This window comes from Pseudomonas sp. LS44, assembly GCF_024730785.1.
Taxonomy (GTDB): domain Bacteria; phylum Pseudomonadota; class Gammaproteobacteria; order Pseudomonadales; family Pseudomonadaceae; genus Aquipseudomonas.
In genome coordinates this window covers 3,841,664-3,861,219 of record NZ_CP102830.1, presented here as the reverse complement: position 1 = coordinate 3,861,219, position 19,556 = coordinate 3,841,664, and the positions used below count along the sequence as shown (strand labels likewise).

Below are 19,556 nucleotides of genomic sequence, written 5' to 3'. Positions count from 1 at the left end.
AGCTGCCATGGTGCATCAATCAATTGTTCTTTTTCAGCAGGAGCATTGCCGTGAAGGGGCATCCGGAAGTTATCGACTATCTCAACACGCTATTGACCGGCGAGCTGGCGGCACGTGATCAGTACTTCATTCACTCGCGGATGTACGAGGATTGGGGTTTGAGCAAAATCTACGCGCGCCTCAATCATGAAATGGAAGAGGAAGCCCAGCATGCGGATGCGCTGATGCGGCGGATTCTCATGCTTGAAGGTACGCCACGTATGCGTGCCGATGATCTGGATGTCGGTCAGACGGTGCCGCAAATGTTGGAGAGCGATTTACGTCTCGAATACAAGGTGCGTGCCGCCCTGTGCAAGGGCATTGAGTTGTGCGAGCAGCACAAAGATTTCGTCAGTCGCGACATCCTCAAGCTGCAGCTGGCGGATACCGAAGAAGATCATGCCTATTGGCTGGAGCAGCAATTGGGCCTGATCAAGTCGATTGGCTTGGAGAATTATCTACAGTCGCAATTCTGACGGCGCGTCTGCCGAACCCTGTACAGCCCCGGCATCATGTGCCCGGGGCTTTTTTATTGCGGGTCAGGCGCGATCACGCTCAAGCAAGGGCTTGAGGAAGTAGCCAGTATGCGATTGCGGCATTTCGGCGACCTCTTCCGGTGTGCCAGTGGCGATAATCTGGCCACCCTTCGAGCCACCTTCTGGGCCGAGGTCGACCAGCCAATCGGCTGTCTTGATCACATCGAGGTTGTGCTCGATCACCACCACGGTATTGCCGTGGTCGCGCAGGCGGTGTAGCACATCGAGCAGCTGCTGGATGTCGGCGAAGTGCAGCCCGGTGGTTGGCTCGTCGAGAATGTACAGGGTCTTGCCGGTGTCGCGTTTGGACAGCTCGCGTGACAGCTTGACCCGTTGCGCCTCGCCGCCGGACAAGGTCGTCGCGCTCTGGCCGAGCTTGATATAGGACAGCCCCACATCCATCAGCGTCTGCAGCTTGCGGGCGATGGCCGGAACCGCGTCGAAGAACACGCGGGCCTCCTCGATGGTCATCTCCAGTACCTCGTGGATGCTCTTGCCCTTGTACTTGATCTCCAGGGTTTCGCGGTTGTAGCGCTTGCTCTTGCACACATCACAGGGCACATAGATGTCCGGCAGGAAGTGCATTTCAACCTTGATCAGGCCATCGCCCTGGCACGCCTCGCAGCGTCCACCCTTGACGTTGAAGGAGAACCGTCCCGGACCATAGCCACGTGAGCGCGCTTCCGGCACCCCTGAAAAAAGCTCGCGGATTGGCGTAAATAGGCCGGTATAAGTCGCGGGATTGGAGCGTGGCGTGCGGCCGATCGGGCTCTGATCGATGTCGACCACCTTGTCGAGATGCTGCAGGCCGTCGAATGACTCATGGGCGGCGGCTTCCAGGGTGGTGGCGCCGTTCAGGGCGGTGGCGGTGATGGGAAACAGGGTGTTGTTGATCAGCGTCGACTTACCCGAGCCGGACACGCCGGTGACACAAGTGAGCAAGCCGACCGGAATCTCCAGGTTGACGTGCAGCAGATTATTGCCGCGCGCCCCCTTGAGTTTGAGCAGCTTTTTCTTGTCACGCGGCGTGCGCTCTGCCGGGTAACGGATCTTCTCGCGGCCGGAGAGATATTTGCCGGTCAGCGAGTCGGGGTGGGCCATGACTTGCGCCGGCGTACCCTCGGCGACGATGCGGCCGCCGTGCACGCCGGCGCCGGGGCCGATGTCGACCACGTAGTCGGCCATGCGGATGGCGTCCTCGTCGTGCTCGACCACAATTACCGTGTTGCCGAGGTCGCGCAGGTGGTTGAGGGTGCCGAGCAGGCGTTCGTTGTCGCGTTGGTGCAGGCCGATCGATGGTTCATCGAGGATGTACATCACCCCCACCAGGCCGGCGCCGATCTGGCTGGCTAGGCGGATGCGCTGCGCCTCGCCGCCGGACAGGGTATCGGCGCTGCGGTCGAGGGTCAGGTAGTCGAGGCCGACGTTGACCAGGAACTGCAGGCGCTCGCGGATTTCCTTGAGGATCTTCACCGCGATCTCGCCACGTCGACCGGTCAGGCTGAGCTCGCCGAAATACTCGCAGGCGGTGCCGATCGGCAGGCCGGTGACCGCCGGCAGGGTCTTCTCGCCCACCCACACATGGCGCGCTTCCCGGCGCAGACGGGTGCCCAGGCAATCCGGGCAGGGCTGGGTGCTGAGAAACTTGGCCAATTCTTCGCGGACGGTGGCCGACTCGGTCTCGCGGTAGCGGCGCTCGAGATTGGGAATGATGCCCTCGAACGGGTGCGCACGTTTGACGATGTCGCCGCGATCATTCAGATAACGGAAGTCGACGCTTTCCTTGCCGCTGCCATATAGCACGGCTTTCTGCTGATCCGCAGGGAGCTCGTCGAAGGGAATTTCCAGGCTGAAGCCATAGTGACTGGCCAGCGAGCCGAGCATCTGGAAGTAATAGACGTTGCGTCGATCCCAGCCGCGAATTGCACCTTCGGCCAAGGTCAATTCGCCGTTGACCAGGCGTCTGCCATCGAAAAATTGTTTTACGCCGAGGCCGTCGCAGGTCGGACAAGCGCCCGCTGGGTTGTTGAAGGAGAACAGCTTGGGCTCCAGCTCGCTGATCGCATGGCCGCAGATCGGGCAGGCGAAGCGCGCGGAAAAGATCAGCTCGTCGCCTTCCTCGTCGTCCATCGGTGCAACCAGCGCGATGCCGTCGGCCAGACCCAGCGCGGTTTCGAAGGACTCGGCGAGACGCTGCTGCAGATCCTCGCGAACCTTGAAGCGGTCGACCACCACATCGATCGAATGCTTTTTCTGTTTATCCAGCTTGGGCAGCTCGTCCAGTTCGTAGAGCCTGCCGTTGATCCGCGCGCGGACGAAGCCTTGGGCGCGCAATTCTTCGAACACCGATAAATGCTCGCCCTTGCGCTCGCGAATCACCGGCGCCAACAACATCAGCTTGCGGCCTTCGGGCAGGGCCAGCACCTGGTCGACCATCTGGCTGACGGTCTGCGCCTCCAGCGGTACATCGTGGTCCGGGCAGCGCGGCGTACCGACGCGGGCATAGAGCAGGCGCAGGTAGTCGTAGATTTCGGTGATGGTGCCGACCGTCGAGCGCGGGTTGTGCGAAGTGGATTTCTGCTCGATGGAAATTGCTGGGGAAAGGCCTTCGATGGTGTCGACATCGGGCTTCTCCATCATCGACAGAAATTGCCGGGCGTAGGCCGACAGCGATTCCACATAACGGCGCTGACCCTCGGCGTAGAGCGTATCGAAGGCCAGCGATGACTTGCCGGAGCCGGACAGGCCGGTGATCACGATCAGCTTGTCGCGCGGCAGGGTCAGGTCGATGTTCTTCAGGTTATGGGTACGTGCACCACGAATTAGAATCTTGTCCACAGCGGCCTCGCAGGTGGCGGGCGGAAACCGGTAAGTATACGGCCGCCGCCGAGCCAGCGGCAAAGCATCGCGGGGTGCTGGAGCGGGGCAGGGCTGGTAGAATCGCCGGCTGATTTGAATAGGACATCCGTAATGCACGATCTGCACAGCGAACGCATGAGTGGTGGCGAAACCCGCGCGGCCAGTGGCCTGGCGCTGGTATTCGCGTTCCGCATGCTGGGCATGTTCATGGTTCTCCCGGTCCTGGCCACCTATGGCATGGACCTGGCGGGCGCCACGCCGGCGCTGATCGGCCTGGCCATCGGCGCCTATGGGCTGACCCAAGCAGTGCTGCAGATTCCCTTCGGCATGTTGTCCGACCGTATCGGCCGGCGCCCGGTGATCTACGTCGGACTGCTGATCTTCGCCGCCGGCGCCGTGCTGGCGGCCAATGCCGACTCGATCTGGGGGGTGATTGCCGGGCGTATCCTGCAGGGCGCCGGGGCGATCTCGGCGGCAGTGATGGCCTTGTTGTCGGACCTGACCCGCGAGCAGCACCGCACCAAGGCAATGGCCATGATCGGCATGAGCATTGGCGTGTCGTTCGCCGTGGCGATGGTCACCGGCCCGCTGCTAACCCGCGCGTTCGGCCTGTCCGGTTTGTTCTGGGTGACGGCGGGCATGGCGCTGGTAGGGATTGCGATTGTCGCGCTGATGGTTCCGCGGAGTGCCGGGCCGCTGCAGCACCGCGAGTCCGGCGTGGCGCGTGAGGCATTCGCTGCGACGCTGCGCCATCCGGATCTGCTGCGCCTGGATCTGGGCATTTTCGTGCTGCACGCGATTCTCATGGCCAGTTTCATCGCCTTGCCACTGAGCCTGGTCGAGAACGGCGGACTGCCCAAGGAAGAGCATTGGTGGGTGTACCTGACCGCCTTGCTGGTCGGCTTCTTCGGCATGATTCCGTTCATCATCTACGGCGAAAAAAAGCGCCAGATGAAACGCGTTCTGTTCGGTGCGGTCGCGGTGTTGATGCTCTGCGAACTGTTCTTCTGGCGCTTCGGCACCAGCTTGCGCGCCTTGGTATTGGGCACCGTGGCGTTCTTTACCGCATTCAACCTGCTCGAGGCATCGCTGCCCTCGTTGATCAGCAAGGTTTCGCCGGCGGGTGGCAAAGGCACGGCGATGGGCGTGTATTCCACCAGTCAGTTTCTCGGTGCTGCAGCGGGCGGGATTCTCGGCGGCTGGCTATTCCAGCACGGCGGCCTGGGCGTGGTGTTCTTGGGCTGTGCCGCGCTATGTGCGATCTGGCTAGCCTTTGCTGTTACTATGCGCGAACCACCGTATGTCACGAGTTTGCGCTTGCCGCTGTCGCCTGTAGCAGTTCGCGATGCCGGCCTGATCGAGCGTTTACTGGCGGTGGACGGGGTTACGGATGCCGTGGTGGTGGTCGAAGAGGCCGCCCTGTATATCAAAGTGGATTCTGAACAATTGGACCGCACATCCCTCGAGCGCCTGATCAATGCGGCGCCGGAATGTGCTGAAGCCTAGGAGAACGTTATGGCCCGTGGGGTTAACAAAGTCATCTTGGTCGGTACCTGCGGCCAGGATCCGGAAACGCGTTACATGCCTAATGGCAACGCCGTCACCAACCTGAGCCTGGCCACCAGCGAGCAGTGGACCGACAAGCAAAGCGGACAGAAAGTCGAAAAGACCGAATGGCACCGTGTGGCACTGTTCGGCAAGGTCGCGGAAATCGCCGGCGAATACCTGCGCAAGGGTTCCCAGGTCTACATCGAAGGCAAGCTGCAGACCCGCGAGTGGGAAAAAGATGGTGTGAAGCGCTACACCACGGAAATCGTCGTCGACATCAACGGCACCATGCAGTTGCTCGGTGGCCGTCCTGACAATGCCGGCGGTGATTCCGCGCCGCGTCAACAGCGTCCACAGCCGCAGCGTGAGCAGCAGGCTCCTCGCGAGTCGCGCCCGGCGCCGCAGCAACAACCGGCCGCGCAGCCAGCGCCTGACTACGACAGCTTCGACGACGACATTCCGTTCTGAGCAGTGAGTTGAATTAGGACAAGGCCCTGTCTTCATGCCGAAGACAGGGCCTTTTTCATGGCCGCCGGAAAATGCCAGAGGCACATGGTGCCGCTAGCGTTCCGTCGCTCATTGCGCTGGGCAGCGCCCACCCTGGCTGGTGCTGACGATCGCCGCGGCGAGCTTCTGCAGATTCACCTGATGGGCCGCCACCAGCTCATCGATGGAGGTGCCGGCGGGGGTCTGCACGATCGTCCGGCAGGCGGTTTGCCCGGCGGTTGTGCTGGCGGCGGAATTCCTCAGCCGCCATTTCGCATCGAGCAGTGCGTATTGCCCCGGTATCGAGTCGAAACGTTGGAAATCCACGCGTAAGACAGTTTTTTGCGGTGCAGCCGCGGATGACGAGGGGCGGGCATTCAACTGATCGATGAGCGCAGTCTGGATCTCCTCGGAGAGGCTGGCGCCCCACCATTCGGTTTCCAGAATGACCAGGCCGCTATTGCCCTCGCGAATAACGATTTGCGAGCGATCGACCTGCGCTGGCACCGTCACCCGCTCCAGGAGAATCTCCACCCCCGCTGGGCCGCGTGCGGTACTGGCTGGTTGCGCCGGGGTTAGCGTGTGGTAGTTGATCGGCGCGCTGCTGCACGCGCCAAGCAGGACGAAGAGCCCGATCAACAACATTTTCAACGTCAAAGGCATAGCGGATTACTCCTGTAATCAGTCCGCGATCAGGGTTGCAGATTGCGAGGCGTGGCGTTGTCGGGGCGGCCGCGAATCAGCGATTCCGGGTGCCGTCCGAGGTAGTCGGTCAAATCGCGTAACGAGCGCGACACGCGGCCCAGTTCGTTGAGAGTTTCGCTCAGCTGTTCGCGCTGCGGCGAATCTTCGCCCAAGGCCGAATTCGCCGATTGCAGGGTGCTACGTATTTCCTCCAGAGTCCCTTGCACGCCCGGTAGGGTCTGGCTGTTGAACTGTTTGAGGGTTTGCCGCAGCTCGGCCAGGTTGCCATCCAGGTTGCCGGCAATCCGCTCTAGCGGCAGGTTGTTGATCTTGTCGACCATCTGCTGCAGTTGCTCTTGAATCTTGTCCAGGCTGCCCGGCACGGTGGGTACCTGGATCGGCCGCTCAGATGGGTCGAAGGCGACCTTTTCCGCATCCGGATAGAAATCCAGCGAGATATACAACTGGCCGGTCAGCAGGTTGCCGGTGCGCGCCTGGGCGCGCAGGCCGTTTTCGACGAAGCTGCCAATCAGGCGGGTGACCGCTGCTTCGTCGTCTGGCGAATGGTGAAGCGCGCTAAGCATTTTTTGCTGGGCCGAGCCGAGGCGGCCCGGATAGATCACGGCATCGACCATGATTGGAAAGCTGCGGGTTTTTTCGTCGAAGTCGAGATTGATCGCGGTGACGTTGCCCATTTCGATGCCCATGAACTCTACCGGCGCATTAACGGCCAGGCCGCGCAGGGCTTGATCGAAGCGCAAGCGCAGGTGCTGCGCGCGGCCATTGGGCGGCGTGAGGGCGGTTTGCTGGTCGACGAACAGATCGAAGCGTTGGTTTTCGGCGGCGAGCGCGCCCTCTGCCGTGTCGTCAGGATCGAGGAAGGCGATGCCGCCGATCAGCAGCGCCGAGAGTGATTCGGTATTCACCGTCAGGCCATTGGCGCTCACCCCGACATCGATGCCGCTAGCATTCCAGAAGCGGGTGTTGACGGTGACGTACTTGTCGTTGGGGGACTGCACGAACACCCCTACATCGACGCCTTTGCCCTGCGCATCCAGCGCGTAGGACACCACTTGGCCGACCGGGATCTTGCGGTAATAAACCGGTGAGCCGACGTCCAACGAGCCCAGGTCCTTGGTGTGCAGGATGAACGTCTTGCCCTGCTCGCCGTAGGTAATCGGCGGCGGCGACTCAAGACCGGTGAACGCCTTGGCCTTGACCGGTGACTGACCGGCATCGGCGCCAATGAAGTTGCCCGAAAGCAGTGTGTCGACACCCGATACCCCGCCCGCGCCGATCCGCGGGCGGACCACCCAGAACAGCGAGTCCTTGCTGGCGAATGAATCGGCTTCCTTGGACAGTTTCACCGTTGCGGTCACGTACTTCTTGTCGCCACTCAGCTCGACCGCCGACACCTCGCCAATCACCACGCTGCGGTACTTCACCTGGGTTTTGTGCGCCGTCAGGCCCTCGCCGGTCTTGAAGGTGATGGTGATGGTCGGGCCAGCCTGAAGGATGTTGTTGACCACTAAGGAAAGGCCGATCAGCATCGCGACGATGGGTACGATCCAGACCAGCGAGATGTTCCAGCGCCGCGACTTGATCTGCGCCTGACCTGGCGCCGGGCGTGTTTGGTTTTCCTCAGTCATCGGTGCAGCTCCCCTCGGGTTCGGCGGTTTCCCAGATAAGACGTGGATCGAAACTCATGGCCGCTAGCATGGTGAACACCACCACCAGGCCGAAGAACAGAATCCCCAGGCGCGGCTCGATGTTGGCTAGCTCGCGAAACTGCACCAGGGCGGCCACCAACGCGACGACCAGGACATCCAGCATCGACCAATAGCCGATCAGCTCGACGAAGCGATACAGCTGCGAACGTTGCCGGCGCGCCCACAGGCTGCGGCGTTGCACGGTGATCAGCAACAGCGTCAGGGCGACGAATTTGATCGCCGGCACGCCGATGCTGGCGATGAAGATGATCAAGGCGATGTCCCAGGCGCCACTTTCCCAGAACTCGCTAACCCCTTCGGCGATGGTGCTTTCCGTGCCGCTGCCGAACATGCTGGTGTACATGATCGGCAGCAGGTTAGCCGGTACGTAGAACACCAGGGCGGTCACCATGAATGCCCAGGTCCGCGCGATGGCGTTGGTTTTACGTACGTGCAGGGTGGCGCCGCAGCGCTCGCAGTGATGCGGGTGTGCCGAGATGTCGCAGGCCTGGCCACAGCTATGACACAGGCACAAACGCAGGTCGGCCGCTCGTGGCGGCACGGTCATGCTCATAGGCGGTCCCATAAATCGCGGATGTCGCGGCCGGCGATGCGGATCAGCAGTATGCTCAGGGCGGCCAGGGCCACCAGGCCTATTCCGGGGATCACCGACAGCATGCCGGCGAGCTTGATCACGGCGACCAAGGCGCCGAGCAGGCAGACCTCGAGCATGCTCCACGGGCGCAGCGATTCGAGCCAGCGCATGCACAGGCTGAAGGCCGGCGAGCGCCGCGCGGCGACGGCAAAACTGAGGACCCAGACCAGCAGCGCGACCTGGACGATCGGCGCGACGATCACCGCGATAGCCGCGACCAGGGCGATGAAGGTGATCGGCCCGGCGCTGAGGACCAGCACCGAATCCCATAGTGTTGCGGCGTTGCTCAAGCCTTGCAGGCTGATGCTCATGACCGGGTAGACGTTGGCGAAGACCAGCAGAATCGCGGCGGTGACGCTGAGCGCCAGACGTTGCTGGATAGACAAACCGTCATGCCGTTGAAGAACCCCGCCGCACCGGACGCAAAGGGCTTTTTGGTGCTTGGTGAGAGCGGCTTGTTGATAGACGGAATCGCAGTACTCACAAATGATCAATCTATCGCTGCTCACCATGGCTCGCTCTCGCTGAAACGCTGCGCTAGGCCGGTCACAATATAGAACTGCTCCGCGATTGAGCAAGCGAGCGGGTCCGGCGATTCTTCGTCAGGCGGTCGGATGAGCTGGCTCGTCGCGTGCGGCCGATGGCGGTAATTGTCTCTTTAACCGCTGGCATGTCTGGCCGCCGTCCAGTTTGTCCGTGACGGCTGGGGATGAAACCCGCAAAATGCTGGTAATGCCCTGATTTCAGGGGATCATTGATCATCTCGCCAGTTAGCGCCGATGACCTGACCGCCCATGCGGTTTCTCTGGGCGGTCAGGTCGTTTACAGTTTTCTAGTTCCCATATTCTTTGACCTTTGAGTTAGCTATGCGAATGCGCCTGATGTTACTGGGCGGTGGTAATGCTCTCGGTCAGGCGCTGATTCGCCTGGGTGCCGAAGAAGACATTGGTTTCCTTGCCCCGCGTCCGCCCGAGGGGGGCTGGGATGCCGCCAGCCTTACGCAGTTGCTGGACTCCACCCGTCCCGATGCCGTGATCAACCTGGCTTATTACTTCGACTGGTTTCAGTCCGAAGAGGTCAGCGAGAGCCGTTTCGCCGCACAAGAGCGCGGTGTCGAGCGGCTCGCCGAGTTGTGCCAGCATCATCAGATTGTGCTGCTGCAGCCCAGCAGCTATCGAGTTTTCGACGGCTCACGTGCCACCGCCTACAGCGAGAAAGAAGAGCAGGTGCCGCTGGGCTTGCGTGGTCAGGCCCTCTGGCGCATCGAGCAGACCGTGCGGGCGACCTGTCCGCGGCATGTGCTGGTGCGCTTCGGTTGGCTGATGGACGACGATCCCTGCGGCTTGCTCGGGCGTTTTCTGCGGCGCGCCGAGAAGGGTGAAGAGTTGTTCTCCGCCGACGACCGGCGCGGCAACCCGACCCCGGTGGACGATGCCGCACGGGTGCTGATCGCGATAGCCAAGCAGCTCGATTGCGTGGCGCCGCTATGGGGTACCTACCATTACGGTGGCCACGAGGCGACCACCGCACTGGCGCTCGGTCAGGCGATTCTCAGCGAAGCGCGCACCTATCGGCCGGCGCTGTTCGACCATATCAGCCCGCAGCCGCACGCCGCACGCTCGGACGCCGCCGACGAGCCGCAACATGCGGTGCTGGCCTGCAAGAAAATCCTTCATACCTTCGGGATCAAGCCGCGCGCCTGGCGTGCCGGCTTGCCTGCCCTGCTGGATCGGTATTACCGCCATGTCTAATGCTCCCATTCTGATCACCGGTGGTGCGGGTTTTATCGGCTCGCATCTGGTCGATACCCTGCTGGGTCGCGGCCACGCGGTGCGCGTGCTGGATAACCTGTCCACCGGCAAGCCGGCCAATCTGCCGTTGGGCGATCCGCACCTCGAGCTGATCGAGGGCGATGTCGCCGACGAAGCTCTGGTGCGTCGCGCGATGCAGGGCTGCCAGGCGGTCGCCCATCTGGCCGCGGTGGCCTCGGTGCAGGCCTCGGTGGACGATCCAGTGAGCACCCATCGGAGCAATTTCATCGGTACCTTGAATGTCTGCGAAGCCATGCGCGAGCACGCCATCAAGCGCGTGCTGTTCGCGTCCAGCGCGGCGGTGTACGGCAATAACGGTGAAGGTCAGGCGATCGACGAAGACACCGGCAAGGCGCCGCTGACCCCGTATGCGGTGGACAAGCTGGCCAGCGAGCAGTACCTGGATTTCTACCGCCGTCAGCATGGCTTCGAGCCGGCGGTGTTCCGCTTTTTCAATATCTTCGGTCCGCGTCAGGATCCGTCCTCGCCCTATTCGGGAGTGATCAGCATCTTCACCGAGCGCGCGCGCGCCGGCCTGCCGATCACTGTGTTCGGCGATGGCGAGCAGACTCGCGACTTTGTTTATGTCGGCGACCTGGTGCAGGTACTGCACCAGGCGCTGGAAGCGCCGACGCTAGCGGTGGGCGCGGTGAACGTCGGACTCAATCGCGCGACCAGCCTCAAGCAATTGCTGATGGATATCCGTAGCGTGCTCGGCACATTGCCGGAGATCAGCTACGCCGCGGCGCGCGCCGGCGATATCAAGCATTCGCGGGCCGATAACCGGCGCCTGTTGGAGCGTTTCGACCTTCCCGTGACGACACCGATGACGGTCGGCCTGGCCCGCTTGCTGGGCCTTTGAGGCCACACAAAAAAAGCCGGCACATACGCCGGCTTTTTCTATCGCCTCAGCGCCGTCAGAACTTGTAACCGACGCCGACCATGTACACCCACGGATCGACGTCCACATCGACCTTGACCTTGCCGACCCCGGCCAGATCCGTGCTCGCGGTGGTGTCGATATCCATGTACCAGACCGAGGCGTTGAGCAGCATGTGGTCGGTCAGCATGTAATCGACGCCGGCTTGCATTGCCAGGCCCCAGGAGTCATCCAGCTCGAGATTACTGAAGCCTTGACTCTCGCGCTGGCTGGTCAGGTCCTCATCGAAAAACATCGTGTAGTTCAGGCCAGCACCGACGTAGGGCTGCACGCGTGACGTCGGAGCGAGTGGATAGTATTGCAGTGACAGGGTCGGTGGCAGGTGTTTGATGTCCGCCAGTTTGCCATCCAGGCCACCGAGGCCCTGGACCGCCACCTGATGCTGAAACGGCGTGGCCGCCAGCAGCTCGACGCCGACGTGGTCGGTGAGCATATAGGCGCCGCTTAGGCCCAGCTGGGTATCGCTGTCGAGGGTGGCTTTGGTGCCGGCGACGTTGCCGCCCGCAATCGACAGATCCGCACTGTTTTCATGCGGGTCGACCGTGGCGGCCCCGGCGCGGATGATTAAATCGCCTGCCTGGTGCGCCTGCGCCAGCGGCGTAGCAAGGCTCAGGGTCAGCAAGGAAGTGGTGAAGAGAGCGGTGCGCATGGTGGAACTCCAAGCAAGCTGAAAATTTGGTGGGGCCAATTTGACGGAGCGCAGCGGGGCGAATATTGATCCAACTCAATACAGCTGCGAATAAGCGACGGAATTTTATGAGCCAAATGGAATTAGGCTGTCATGCCTTGGCGGCAGTTCAAACGCATGGGAGCATGCCGCCACTGGCGGGAGAGGAATGAGCAATGCTGCGGATTAAGGGCATGATCGGCGATCTGCCGGTGGATCTGACTGTCGAGCTGGATGCGGCGGACTGGCAACAGCTAGCCGCGCATTTGCCGACTGTCCCGTCGATCGCGCCGGCCGCGGCACCCAACGCGCCGGTGACGGCGAGCGATGCGCAATGGCAAAACGCGCTGAGCCTGTTGCGTCAGGCCGGTGAGATGGAAGGGCCGGCCCTGCTCGCCGCGGTTAGCGCGTTGACGGGCGGGGCGGCCGCCGGCAAGCGCCTGCTGGTGCGCTTGCGGCATTGCCCGCAGGTGCATGTCGAAGGTGGCGGCGAAACGCCGTTGTACCGCTGGGTCGGCTAACGGCTTAGTAGAGCACCTGGTACAGCCGGCGTCGGTAGGCGATAACCAGCGGATGGTCGCCGCCAAGCAGATCGAATACCTGCAGCAGGGTTTTGTGGGTGAGCCCGTCGGCATAGCTGCGGTTGCGCACGAACAATTTCAGCAAGCCATCCAGCGCCGCGTCGTATTGCTGGCGGGCGAGTTGGTGGATGCACAGTTGATAGGCTGCTTCGTCGTCTTCGGCATTCTGCGCTAGGCGGCTTTTCAGCAGCGCAGCGTCCGGCAGGTCGGCGACCTGGTGTAAAAAGGTCAGCTGCGCGCGGGCCGCAGCCAGCGCCGCTTTATGTTCGTCGCCTTTGACTGCGCCAAGCACCGTTTCCGCCTCTCCCAGTTCACCGCGCTCGGCCAGGCAGCGCGCATACAGAATCAGCGCGACCGGCTGCTCGCTGTTTTCGCTGAGCAGGGCTTGCAGCAGGCTTTCCGCTTCGCCGAACCGGTCTTCGGCGAACAGCGCCTGGGCCCGCTCCAGCGGATCGTCGGTGGCTGGTGCCGGGGCCTGCACATGCGGTTCGAGCATGGCGCGGACCGCCGACTCCGGTTGCGCGCCGGCAAAGCCGTCGACCGGCTGACCGTCCTTGAACAGCACCACGGTCGGCAGGCTGCGGATGCCGAAGCGGGCGACGATCTCCTGCTCGAAATCGCAGTTGACCTTGGCCAGCAACAATTCGCCCTGGTAGCTCTCGGTCACCTGGGCGAGCAGCGGCATCAGGGCCTTGCAGGGCGCGCACCAGTCGGCCCAGAAGTCCACCAGCACGGGCTTGTGGAAGGAGTTCTGGATCACCAGTTGATCGAAGTCGGCGGCGCCGGATACGTCGAAGATATAAGGGCTGTCGCTCATGGTCGGTCTCGAGTGGCGTAATGCTGATGACTATAAATGCGGGCGTTTGGCGGCGGATACAAGTAGCCCGGATGCATCCGGGGTAATGAGAGACGCTGCTTCCCGGATTACATCCGGGCTACGGGCGCTGCGCGTGATACAGGCTGACCCGGCGGAACTCGGCGGGTTCGGCCAAGTCCGGCCAAGTACAGGCGTCGAGCGCAGCCAGGCGCTGATACAGCGGGTGCTGGAAGTCGCGCACCCGTGAGTCAGCGACCAGCGCTTCGCGGCCGCGGCTGAGGAACTCATCGAGCAGTGGCAGATTGGCGCGATCGTAGAGCACGTCGGCGACGATGATCAGGTCGAAGCGATCCGCCTCGGCGAAGAAATCCGCCGAATAACTCAGCGTCACGTCATTCAGCTCGGCATTCGCGCGGCAGGCAGCGAGGGCCAGCGGGTCGAGGTCGCAGGCCACCACTTCGGCCGCGCCGGCCTTGGCCGCGGCAATCGCGGCAACCCCGGAGCCGGCGCCGAAATCCAGCACGCGCTTGCCGCGCACCCACTGCGGATGCTCGGCCAGCCAGCGGGCCAGGACCAGGCCGCTGGCCCAGCAGAAGCACCAATACGGCGGCTCGTCGAGAATCAGCCGGGTTTCCTCGGGACTGAACTCGCGATCCATATTGGCGGCGTCGATCAGCCACAGCCTGAGGTCGGTGCCGGGCAAGGTTTCGGCGACCAGCCGGGAGTCGCCGAGCAGCTCGCTGAGCGCCGCCTGCAGCGCGGCCGGAGCCTTCATGGCGCGGGCGCCAGCTGCAGGGTGCCGAGCGCCTGGGTGGTCGGCGTGCTGATGCGCCGCGCCGGCAGCTGCAGGATCAGCATCCCGGCTTGGCTGACCCGCCCGCGCAACTCGACCCGTGCGCCTTGGGGAAACGCTTCGGGGTTGAAGCTCAGGCGAAACGGCAGCACGGCGCCCGAGCCCTGCAGTTCGATATTGCCGAGCAGGCGCTGCGGACGGTCGCGCTCGTCGATCACCAGCAGCGCCAGTTCCACCGTGCTGCCCGCCGGCGCGCCGGCGAGGCTGCCGCTGAGTTCGCGCAGATGCGCCGGCAGCGGGGCGACCACCGGGGCGGCGGGCTTCGCCGCTGAGATAGTGGGCGTCACGGACTTGGGCGCCGGTGAAGAGCAGGCAGCGAGCAGGCAGGTAGCGGCGAGGAGGGCGGAGCGGCGCAACGGCATGGTGGGAATTCCAATCACGGCAACAACGGTGGGCGCCTATATACCGCATGCCAGGCGGGTTGTCTTGCTGACTCGATGCGCTACCATGGCCGCTCCATCCCGCATCGCCAGCCTCCTATGCACTGTCCTTTCTGCGCCGCCAATGACACCAAGGTAATCGACTCGCGCCTGGTCGCCGAGGGCGAACAAGTTCGTCGCCGCCGCGAATGCCTGGCCTGCGGCGAGCGCTTCACCACCTTCGAAACCGCCGAGCTGGTGATGCCGCGCCTGATCAAGCAGGACGGCAGCCGCCAGCCCTTCGATGAAGACAAGCTGCGCGCCGGCATGCAGCGCGCCCTGGAGAAGCGTCCGGTGAGCATCGAGCGCCTGGAGGCGGCGATTGCCCACATCAAGCATCAGCTGCGCGCCACCGGCGAGCGGGAAATCAAATCGCTGGTGCTCGGCGAGTTGGTGATGACCGAGCTGCAAAAGCTCGATGAAGTTGCCTACATCCGTTTCGCCTCGGTGTATCGGCGCTTCCAGGATCTCAACGAGTTCCGCGAGGAAATCGACCGCCTGGCCCGCGAGCCGTCCAAGCAATGAGTGACAACGCCACGGACGCCCTCGACGCCCGCTACATGAGCCGCGCGCTCGAGCTGGCCCGCAAGGGCCTGTATTCCACTCATCCGAATCCGCGCGTCGGTTGTGTCGTCGTGCGCGACGGGCAGATTGTCGGCGAAGGCTGGCATGCCCGCGCCGGAGAGCCGCATGCCGAAGTACACGCACTGCGCCAGGCTGGCGAGCGCGCGCGGGGCGCGACGGCCTACGTCACGCTCGAGCCATGCAGCCATCACGGCCGCACCCCGCCGTGCGCCAATGCGCTGATCGATGCCGGCGTGGCGCGGGTGGTGGCGGCCATGCAGGACCCTAATCCGCAGGTCGCCGGACGCGGTTTGCTGCGCCTGGCCGAAGCCGGTATCGCGGTGCACAGCGGCGTGCTGGAAGGCGAGGCGCGCACCCTCAATGTCGGCTTCATCAAGCGCATGGAGCAGGGTGTGCCGTTCGTGCGGGTCAAGCTGGCGATGAGCCTGGACGGGCGCACGGCGATGGCCAGCGGCGAGAGCCAATGGATCACCGGAGCCGCCGCGCGCGCCGCCGTGCAGCGCTTGCGCGCGCGCTCCAGCGTGGTCTTGACCGGTGCCGACACGGTCCTCACCGATGCGGCACGGCTCACCGTGCGGCCCGATGAGTTGGGCTTGAACGCCGAGCTGACCGCCTTGGCGGTGACCCGCCCCCCTGTGCGCGTACTGGTCGATGGGCGCTTGCGGGTGCCGCTCGACGCACCGTTCTATCAGGCCGGCGCGGCGTTGGTGGCGACCTGCGCCGCGGCCTCGGCGCGCGACCGGTTTCTCGCCGAAGGCCACGAGCTGCTGGCGGTGCCGGGCAGCAACGGGCATGTCGACTTGCGCAAATTGCTCGCCGAACTGGCCGCGCGCGGCGTCAACGAAGTCCTGGTCGAGGCCGGCCCACGCCTGGCGGGTGCCTTTGCCCGGTTGGGCCTGGTCGACGAATACCAGCTGTTCGTCGCCGCCAAGTTCCTCGGCTCCAGCGCCCGGCCGTTGCTCGACCTGCCGCTGGCGCGGATGGCCGAGGCGCAGGAGCTGCAAATTCGCGATATCCGTGCGGTCGGCGATGACTGGCGAATCATCGCCACCCCCAAGGCTCTCGGGTAATTCCGTAGGCGTCGGGGCGCCCCAGCGGGTGGCGCTTTTATGCATCTGCAGCGCAAATATGATAAAAACACGCACGGCCACCCCATCGGGTGGCCGTAACGTTCTCAGGGCGGGGTGTAAGTCCCCACCGGCGGTAATGACACGCAAGGTGTCTAGCCCGCGAGCGCCTTTCCGGCTACGGAAAGGGTCAGCAGACCCGGTGTGATCCCGGGGCCGACGGTCATAGTCCGGATGAAGAGAGAACGGGATTGCCGTGCGGGCCATGGGTCCGTGCTTGCACCCATTCGATCCGATGCCCTGTTTTGATCAAAAACAGGAGTTGTGCATGTCATTCCTTATCACCCCGATCCGTGCTCCGGAGGACCTATGTTCACCGGCATAATCGAAGCCCTCGGCACTATCCGCGCGCTCAGCCCGAAAGGCGGCGATGTGCGCGTGCAAGTCGCGACCGGCAAGCTCGACCTTTCCGACGTCAAACTGGGCGACAGCATTGCCGTTAATGGCGTGTGCCTGACGGCCGTGGAACTGCCCGGCGATGGCTTCTGCGCCGATGTCAGCCGCGAGACGCTGGCCTGCACCGCGTTCATTGGCCTCAAGGCCGGCAGCGTGGTCAACCTGGAGAAGGCGCTGACCCCCAGCAGCCGTCTCGGTGGGCATCTGGTCAGCGGCCATGTCGACGGGGTCGGCGAAGTCATCGCCCGCGCCGATAACGCCCGCGCCGTGCAATTCACCCTCCGTGCGCCACGCGAGCTGGCCAAGTACATCGCCCTCAAAGGCTCGATCACCGTCGACGGCACCAGTCTGACCGTCAATGCGGTGAACGGCGCCGAGTTCGAGCTGACCATCGTCCCGCATACTTTGAGCGAGACCATCATGGCCGACTACCGTCCGGGTCGCCTGGTCAACCTCGAGGTCGATCTGCTGGCCCGCTACATCGAGCGCCTGCTGCTCGGCGACAAGGCCGCCGAGCCGAGCGCCTCGGGCATCAATGCAAGTTTTCTGGCCGAACACGGCTACCTGAACAAGTAAAGGAATCGCCACGATGGCACTCAACAGCATCGAAGAACTGATCGAAGACATCCGCCAGGGCAAGATGGTCATCCTCATGGATGACGAAGACCGCGAGAACGAAGGCGACCTGATCATGGCCGCCGAATGCGTTAAGGCCGAGGACATCAACTTCATGGCCCGCTTCGCCCGCGGCCTGATCTGCATGCCGATGACCCGCGAGCGCTGCGAAACGCTCAAGCTGCCGCTGATGGCGCCGCGCAACGGTTCCGGTTTCGGCACCAAGTTCACCGTCTCGATCGAAGCCGCCGTAGGCGTCACCACCGGTATTTCCGCCGCCGACCGGGCGTGTACCGTGCAGGCGGCCGCGGCGAAGAACGCCAAGGCCGACGATATCGTTAGCCCCGGCCACATCTTCCCGCTGATGGCTCAGGCCGGTGGCGTGCTGGCGCGTGCCGGCCACACCGAAGCGGCCTGCGACCTGGCGCGGATGGGCGGCTTCGATCCGAGCGGGGTGATCTGCGAAGTGATGAACGACGACGGCACCATGGCCCGCCGTCCGGAGCTCGAAGCGTTCGCCGCCGAGCACGACATCAAGATCGGCACCATTGCCGACCTGATCCACTACCGGATGATCCACGAGCGCACCGTCGAGCGTATCAGCGAGCAACCGCTGGACACCGAAGTGGGCCAGTTCACCCTGGTCACCTATCGCGACGCTGTGGAAGACACCGTGCACATGGCGCTGACCCTCGGCCGCATCAGCCCCGAGGAGCCGACCCTGGTGCGGGTGCACAACATGGAGCCGCTGCGCGACCTGTTCATGGTCAACCAGCCAGGGCGCTGGAGCTTGCGCGCGGCGATGGCCAAGGTGGCCGATGCCGGTAGTGGCGTGGTGCTGCTGCTGGGTAACCCGCTCACCGGTCCGGAACTGCTCGCCCACCTCGGCCGTCAGCAGCCGCCGAGTCCGGCGACCTATAGCACGGTCGGTGCCGGCTCGCAGATCCTTCGCGACCTCGGCGTGCGCCAGATGCGCCTGATGAGCTCGCCGATGAAGTTCAACGCGATATCCGGTTTCGACCTAGAGGTTGTAGAATACCTGCCCTCTGAATAAGGCCCGCAGCTGCTGCGGCCCACGGGGCGCCCCATTGCGCCCCTTTTTCATCTTTACTCCCTGAATCTGCTCTTTACAGACGAGAACGCTCATGACCCTGAAGACCATCGAAGGTACTTTCATCGCCCCCAAAGGCCGCTACGCCCTGGTGGTTGGCCGCTTCAATAGCTTCGTGGTCGAGAGCCTGGTAAGCGGCGCAGTCGATGCGCTGGTACGCCACGGCGTGAGCGAAAGCGACATCACCATCATTCGCGCCCCGGGTGCCTTCGAGATTCCGCTGGTCGCCCAGAAAGTCGCTCAGCGTAGCGAGTACGACGCCATCATCGCCCTTGGCGCGGTGATTCGTGGCGGCACGCCGCACTTCGAATACGTCGCCGGCGAATGCACCAAGGGCCTGGCCCAGGTGTCCATGGAGTTCGGCGTACCGGTGGCCTTCGGCGTGCTGACCGTTGATTCCATCGAACAAGCCATCGAACGTTCCGGCACTAAAGCCGGCAACAAAGGTGCCGAAGCGGCACTCTCGGCCCTGGAAATGGTCAGCCTGCTGGCGCAGCTGGAGGCCAAGTGATTAGCGACGACAACGACAGCTTCAACCCACAGCCGGAGAAGCGCCCCAACGCGCCGACCGGCAAGCTCGCCGCGCGTCGTCAGGCGCGCAGCCTGGGCATGCAGGCGCTGTATCAGTGGCAGATGGCTGGCCAATCGCTGAACGAAATCGAAGCGCAGTTTCGCGTCGACAACGATTTCAAAGCCGTCGACGGCGCTTACTTCCGCGAGATTCTGCACGGGGTGGCGACCAACAAGACCGAGATCGATGATGCGCTGCTGCCCTGTTTGGACCGCACTCTGGAAGAACTCGATCCGGTCGAGCTGGCCATTCTGCGGCTGTCGACTTACGAGCTGCTCAGGCGCATCGACGTGCCGTACCGCGTGGTGATCAACGAGGGCGTCGAGTTGGCCAAGGTGTTCGGCGCCACCGACGGACACAAGTTCGTCAACGGTGTGCTGGACAAGCTGGCGTCCACGCTGCGCGCCGCCGAAGTGAATTCGGCCAAGCGCTAACGACCTGGCGCCTGCGGAAGTAGCCCGAGTGCTCTTTTGTAGGGGCCGGCCCGTGGCCCGGATGCAATCCGGGAGCGAAGCGGCGGGTTTCCCCGGATTTCATCCGGGCTACA

General features: G+C 63.4%; 21 protein-coding genes and 1 riboswitch. Of the genes, 12 read left to right on the top strand and 9 right to left on the bottom strand.

Features of this window, described 5'->3' with window-relative positions; genetic code table 11:
- Positions 1 to 50: 50 nt before the first annotated feature.
- The gene (gene bfr / locus NVV93_RS17315) at positions 51 to 515 is read left to right on the top strand and encodes a bacterioferritin (RefSeq protein ID WP_258251874.1); all 465 of its coding nucleotides are present in this window, start codon (positions 51 to 53) and stop codon (positions 513 to 515) included.
- Between the two features lie 63 nt (positions 516 to 578).
- On the opposite strand, the gene uvrA is transcribed toward bfr, so the two are convergent.
- Entirely contained in the window at positions 579 to 3,413 is a 2,835-nt protein-coding gene (gene uvrA, locus NVV93_RS17310) for an excinuclease ABC subunit UvrA (RefSeq protein WP_258251873.1), read from the bottom strand.
- A 132-nt stretch (positions 3,414 to 3,545) separates the two neighbouring features.
- Between uvrA and NVV93_RS17305 the strand changes: the two genes are divergently transcribed.
- Positions 3,546 to 4,940, top strand: coding sequence for an MFS transporter (locus tag NVV93_RS17305; protein ID WP_258251872.1), 1,395 nt, complete (start codon positions 3,546 to 3,548; stop codon positions 4,938 to 4,940).
- Between the two features lie 9 nt (positions 4,941 to 4,949).
- Positions 4,950 to 5,450: a single-stranded DNA-binding protein gene (locus NVV93_RS17300; protein ID WP_258251871.1), complete on the top strand. Its 501-nt coding sequence runs from the start codon at positions 4,950 to 4,952 to the stop codon at positions 5,448 to 5,450.
- 108 nt (positions 5,451 to 5,558) lie between these two features.
- Here NVV93_RS17300 and NVV93_RS17295 read toward each other — a convergent pair whose 3' ends face one another.
- The 4 genes from NVV93_RS17295 to NVV93_RS17280 are packed head-to-tail and all read right to left on the bottom strand — an operon-like array spanning position 5,559 to position 9,028.
- Positions 5,559 to 6,131, bottom strand: a complete 573-nt coding sequence (locus NVV93_RS17295; RefSeq protein WP_258251870.1) for a membrane integrity-associated transporter subunit PqiC — start codon at positions 6,129 to 6,131, stop codon at positions 5,559 to 5,561.
- Positions 6,132 to 6,160: 29 nt separating this feature from the next.
- Entirely contained in the window at positions 6,161 to 7,801 is a 1,641-nt protein-coding gene (locus NVV93_RS17290; RefSeq protein ID WP_258251869.1) for an intermembrane transport protein PqiB, read from the bottom strand.
- A complete protein-coding gene (locus tag NVV93_RS17285; protein WP_258254406.1) occupies positions 7,794 to 8,429 on the bottom strand; it encodes a paraquat-inducible protein A in 636 nt (211 codons plus the stop codon). Before NVV93_RS17285 ends, NVV93_RS17290 begins: the two co-directional genes overlap by 8 nt.
- A 2-nt stretch (positions 8,430 to 8,431) precedes the next feature.
- The gene (locus NVV93_RS17280; protein WP_258251868.1) at positions 8,432 to 9,028 is read right to left on the bottom strand and encodes a paraquat-inducible protein A; all 597 of its coding nucleotides are present in this window, start codon (positions 9,026 to 9,028) and stop codon (positions 8,432 to 8,434) included.
- A 354-nt stretch (positions 9,029 to 9,382) separates the two neighbouring features.
- On the opposite strand from NVV93_RS17280, the gene NVV93_RS17275 reads away from it, so the two are divergent.
- Positions 9,383 to 10,267: an NAD(P)-dependent oxidoreductase gene (locus NVV93_RS17275; protein ID WP_258251867.1), complete on the top strand. Its 885-nt coding sequence runs from the start codon at positions 9,383 to 9,385 to the stop codon at positions 10,265 to 10,267.
- Positions 10,260 to 11,189, top strand: coding sequence for an NAD-dependent epimerase/dehydratase family protein (locus NVV93_RS17270; RefSeq protein ID WP_258251866.1), 930 nt, complete (start codon positions 10,260 to 10,262; stop codon positions 11,187 to 11,189). Before NVV93_RS17275 ends, NVV93_RS17270 begins: the two co-directional genes overlap by 8 nt.
- A 55-nt stretch (positions 11,190 to 11,244) precedes the next feature.
- On the opposite strand, the gene NVV93_RS17265 is transcribed toward NVV93_RS17270, so the two are convergent.
- On the bottom strand, positions 11,245 to 11,916 hold the full coding sequence (locus tag NVV93_RS17265; RefSeq protein ID WP_258251865.1) for an OmpW family protein: 672 nt from the start codon (positions 11,914 to 11,916) through the stop codon (positions 11,245 to 11,247).
- A 194-nt stretch (positions 11,917 to 12,110) separates the two neighbouring features.
- On the opposite strand from NVV93_RS17265, the gene NVV93_RS17260 reads away from it, so the two are divergent.
- Positions 12,111 to 12,455, top strand: coding sequence for a hypothetical protein (locus NVV93_RS17260; RefSeq protein WP_258251864.1), 345 nt, complete (start codon positions 12,111 to 12,113; stop codon positions 12,453 to 12,455).
- Positions 12,456 to 12,459: 4 nt separating this feature from the next.
- On the opposite strand, the gene trxA is transcribed toward NVV93_RS17260, so the two are convergent.
- From trxA to NVV93_RS17245, 3 genes are all read right to left on the bottom strand, one after another.
- The gene (gene trxA / locus NVV93_RS17255; protein ID WP_258251863.1) at positions 12,460 to 13,332 is read right to left on the bottom strand and encodes a thioredoxin; all 873 of its coding nucleotides are present in this window, start codon (positions 13,330 to 13,332) and stop codon (positions 12,460 to 12,462) included.
- A gap of 118 nt (positions 13,333 to 13,450) precedes the next feature.
- Complete coding sequence (locus NVV93_RS17250; protein ID WP_258251862.1) at positions 13,451 to 14,107, bottom strand: methyltransferase; 657 nt, start codon at positions 14,105 to 14,107, stop codon at positions 13,451 to 13,453.
- Entirely contained in the window at positions 14,104 to 14,547 is a 444-nt protein-coding gene (locus tag NVV93_RS17245; protein WP_258251861.1) for a YbaY family lipoprotein, read from the bottom strand. The genes NVV93_RS17250 and NVV93_RS17245 overlap by 4 nt, the downstream gene beginning before the upstream one ends.
- Before the next feature lie 117 nt (positions 14,548 to 14,664).
- Between NVV93_RS17245 and nrdR the strand changes: the two genes are divergently transcribed.
- The 6 genes from nrdR (at position 14,665) to nusB (ending at position 19,443) form a co-directional block, all read left to right on the top strand.
- The gene (gene nrdR, locus NVV93_RS17240) at positions 14,665 to 15,129 is read left to right on the top strand and encodes a transcriptional regulator NrdR (RefSeq protein ID WP_258251860.1); all 465 of its coding nucleotides are present in this window, start codon (positions 14,665 to 14,667) and stop codon (positions 15,127 to 15,129) included.
- On the top strand, positions 15,126 to 16,259 hold the full coding sequence (gene ribD, locus NVV93_RS17235; RefSeq protein ID WP_258251859.1) for a bifunctional diaminohydroxyphosphoribosylaminopyrimidine deaminase/5-amino-6-(5-phosphoribosylamino)uracil reductase RibD: 1,134 nt from the start codon (positions 15,126 to 15,128) through the stop codon (positions 16,257 to 16,259). Before nrdR ends, ribD begins: the two co-directional genes overlap by 4 nt.
- Positions 16,260 to 16,355: 96 nt before the next feature.
- A riboswitch (FMN riboswitch) is annotated at positions 16,356 to 16,507 on the top strand.
- 118 nt (positions 16,508 to 16,625) lie between these two features.
- A complete protein-coding gene (locus tag NVV93_RS17230) occupies positions 16,626 to 17,288 on the top strand; it encodes a riboflavin synthase (RefSeq protein WP_258251858.1) in 663 nt (220 codons plus the stop codon).
- 13 nt (positions 17,289 to 17,301) lie between these two features.
- On the top strand, positions 17,302 to 18,381 hold the full coding sequence (gene ribBA, locus NVV93_RS17225) for a bifunctional 3,4-dihydroxy-2-butanone-4-phosphate synthase/GTP cyclohydrolase II (protein WP_258251857.1): 1,080 nt from the start codon (positions 17,302 to 17,304) through the stop codon (positions 18,379 to 18,381).
- A gap of 91 nt (positions 18,382 to 18,472) precedes the next feature.
- Positions 18,473 to 18,949 carry a 6,7-dimethyl-8-ribityllumazine synthase gene (gene ribE, locus NVV93_RS17220; RefSeq protein WP_258251856.1) on the top strand — a complete coding sequence of 159 codons (477 nt, stop codon included), beginning with the start codon at positions 18,473 to 18,475 and terminating at the stop codon, positions 18,947 to 18,949.
- Complete coding sequence (gene nusB / locus NVV93_RS17215; RefSeq protein WP_258251855.1) at positions 18,946 to 19,443, top strand: transcription antitermination factor NusB; 498 nt, start codon at positions 18,946 to 18,948, stop codon at positions 19,441 to 19,443. The genes ribE and nusB overlap by 4 nt, the downstream gene beginning before the upstream one ends.
- Positions 19,444 to 19,556 lie beyond the last annotated feature (113 nt).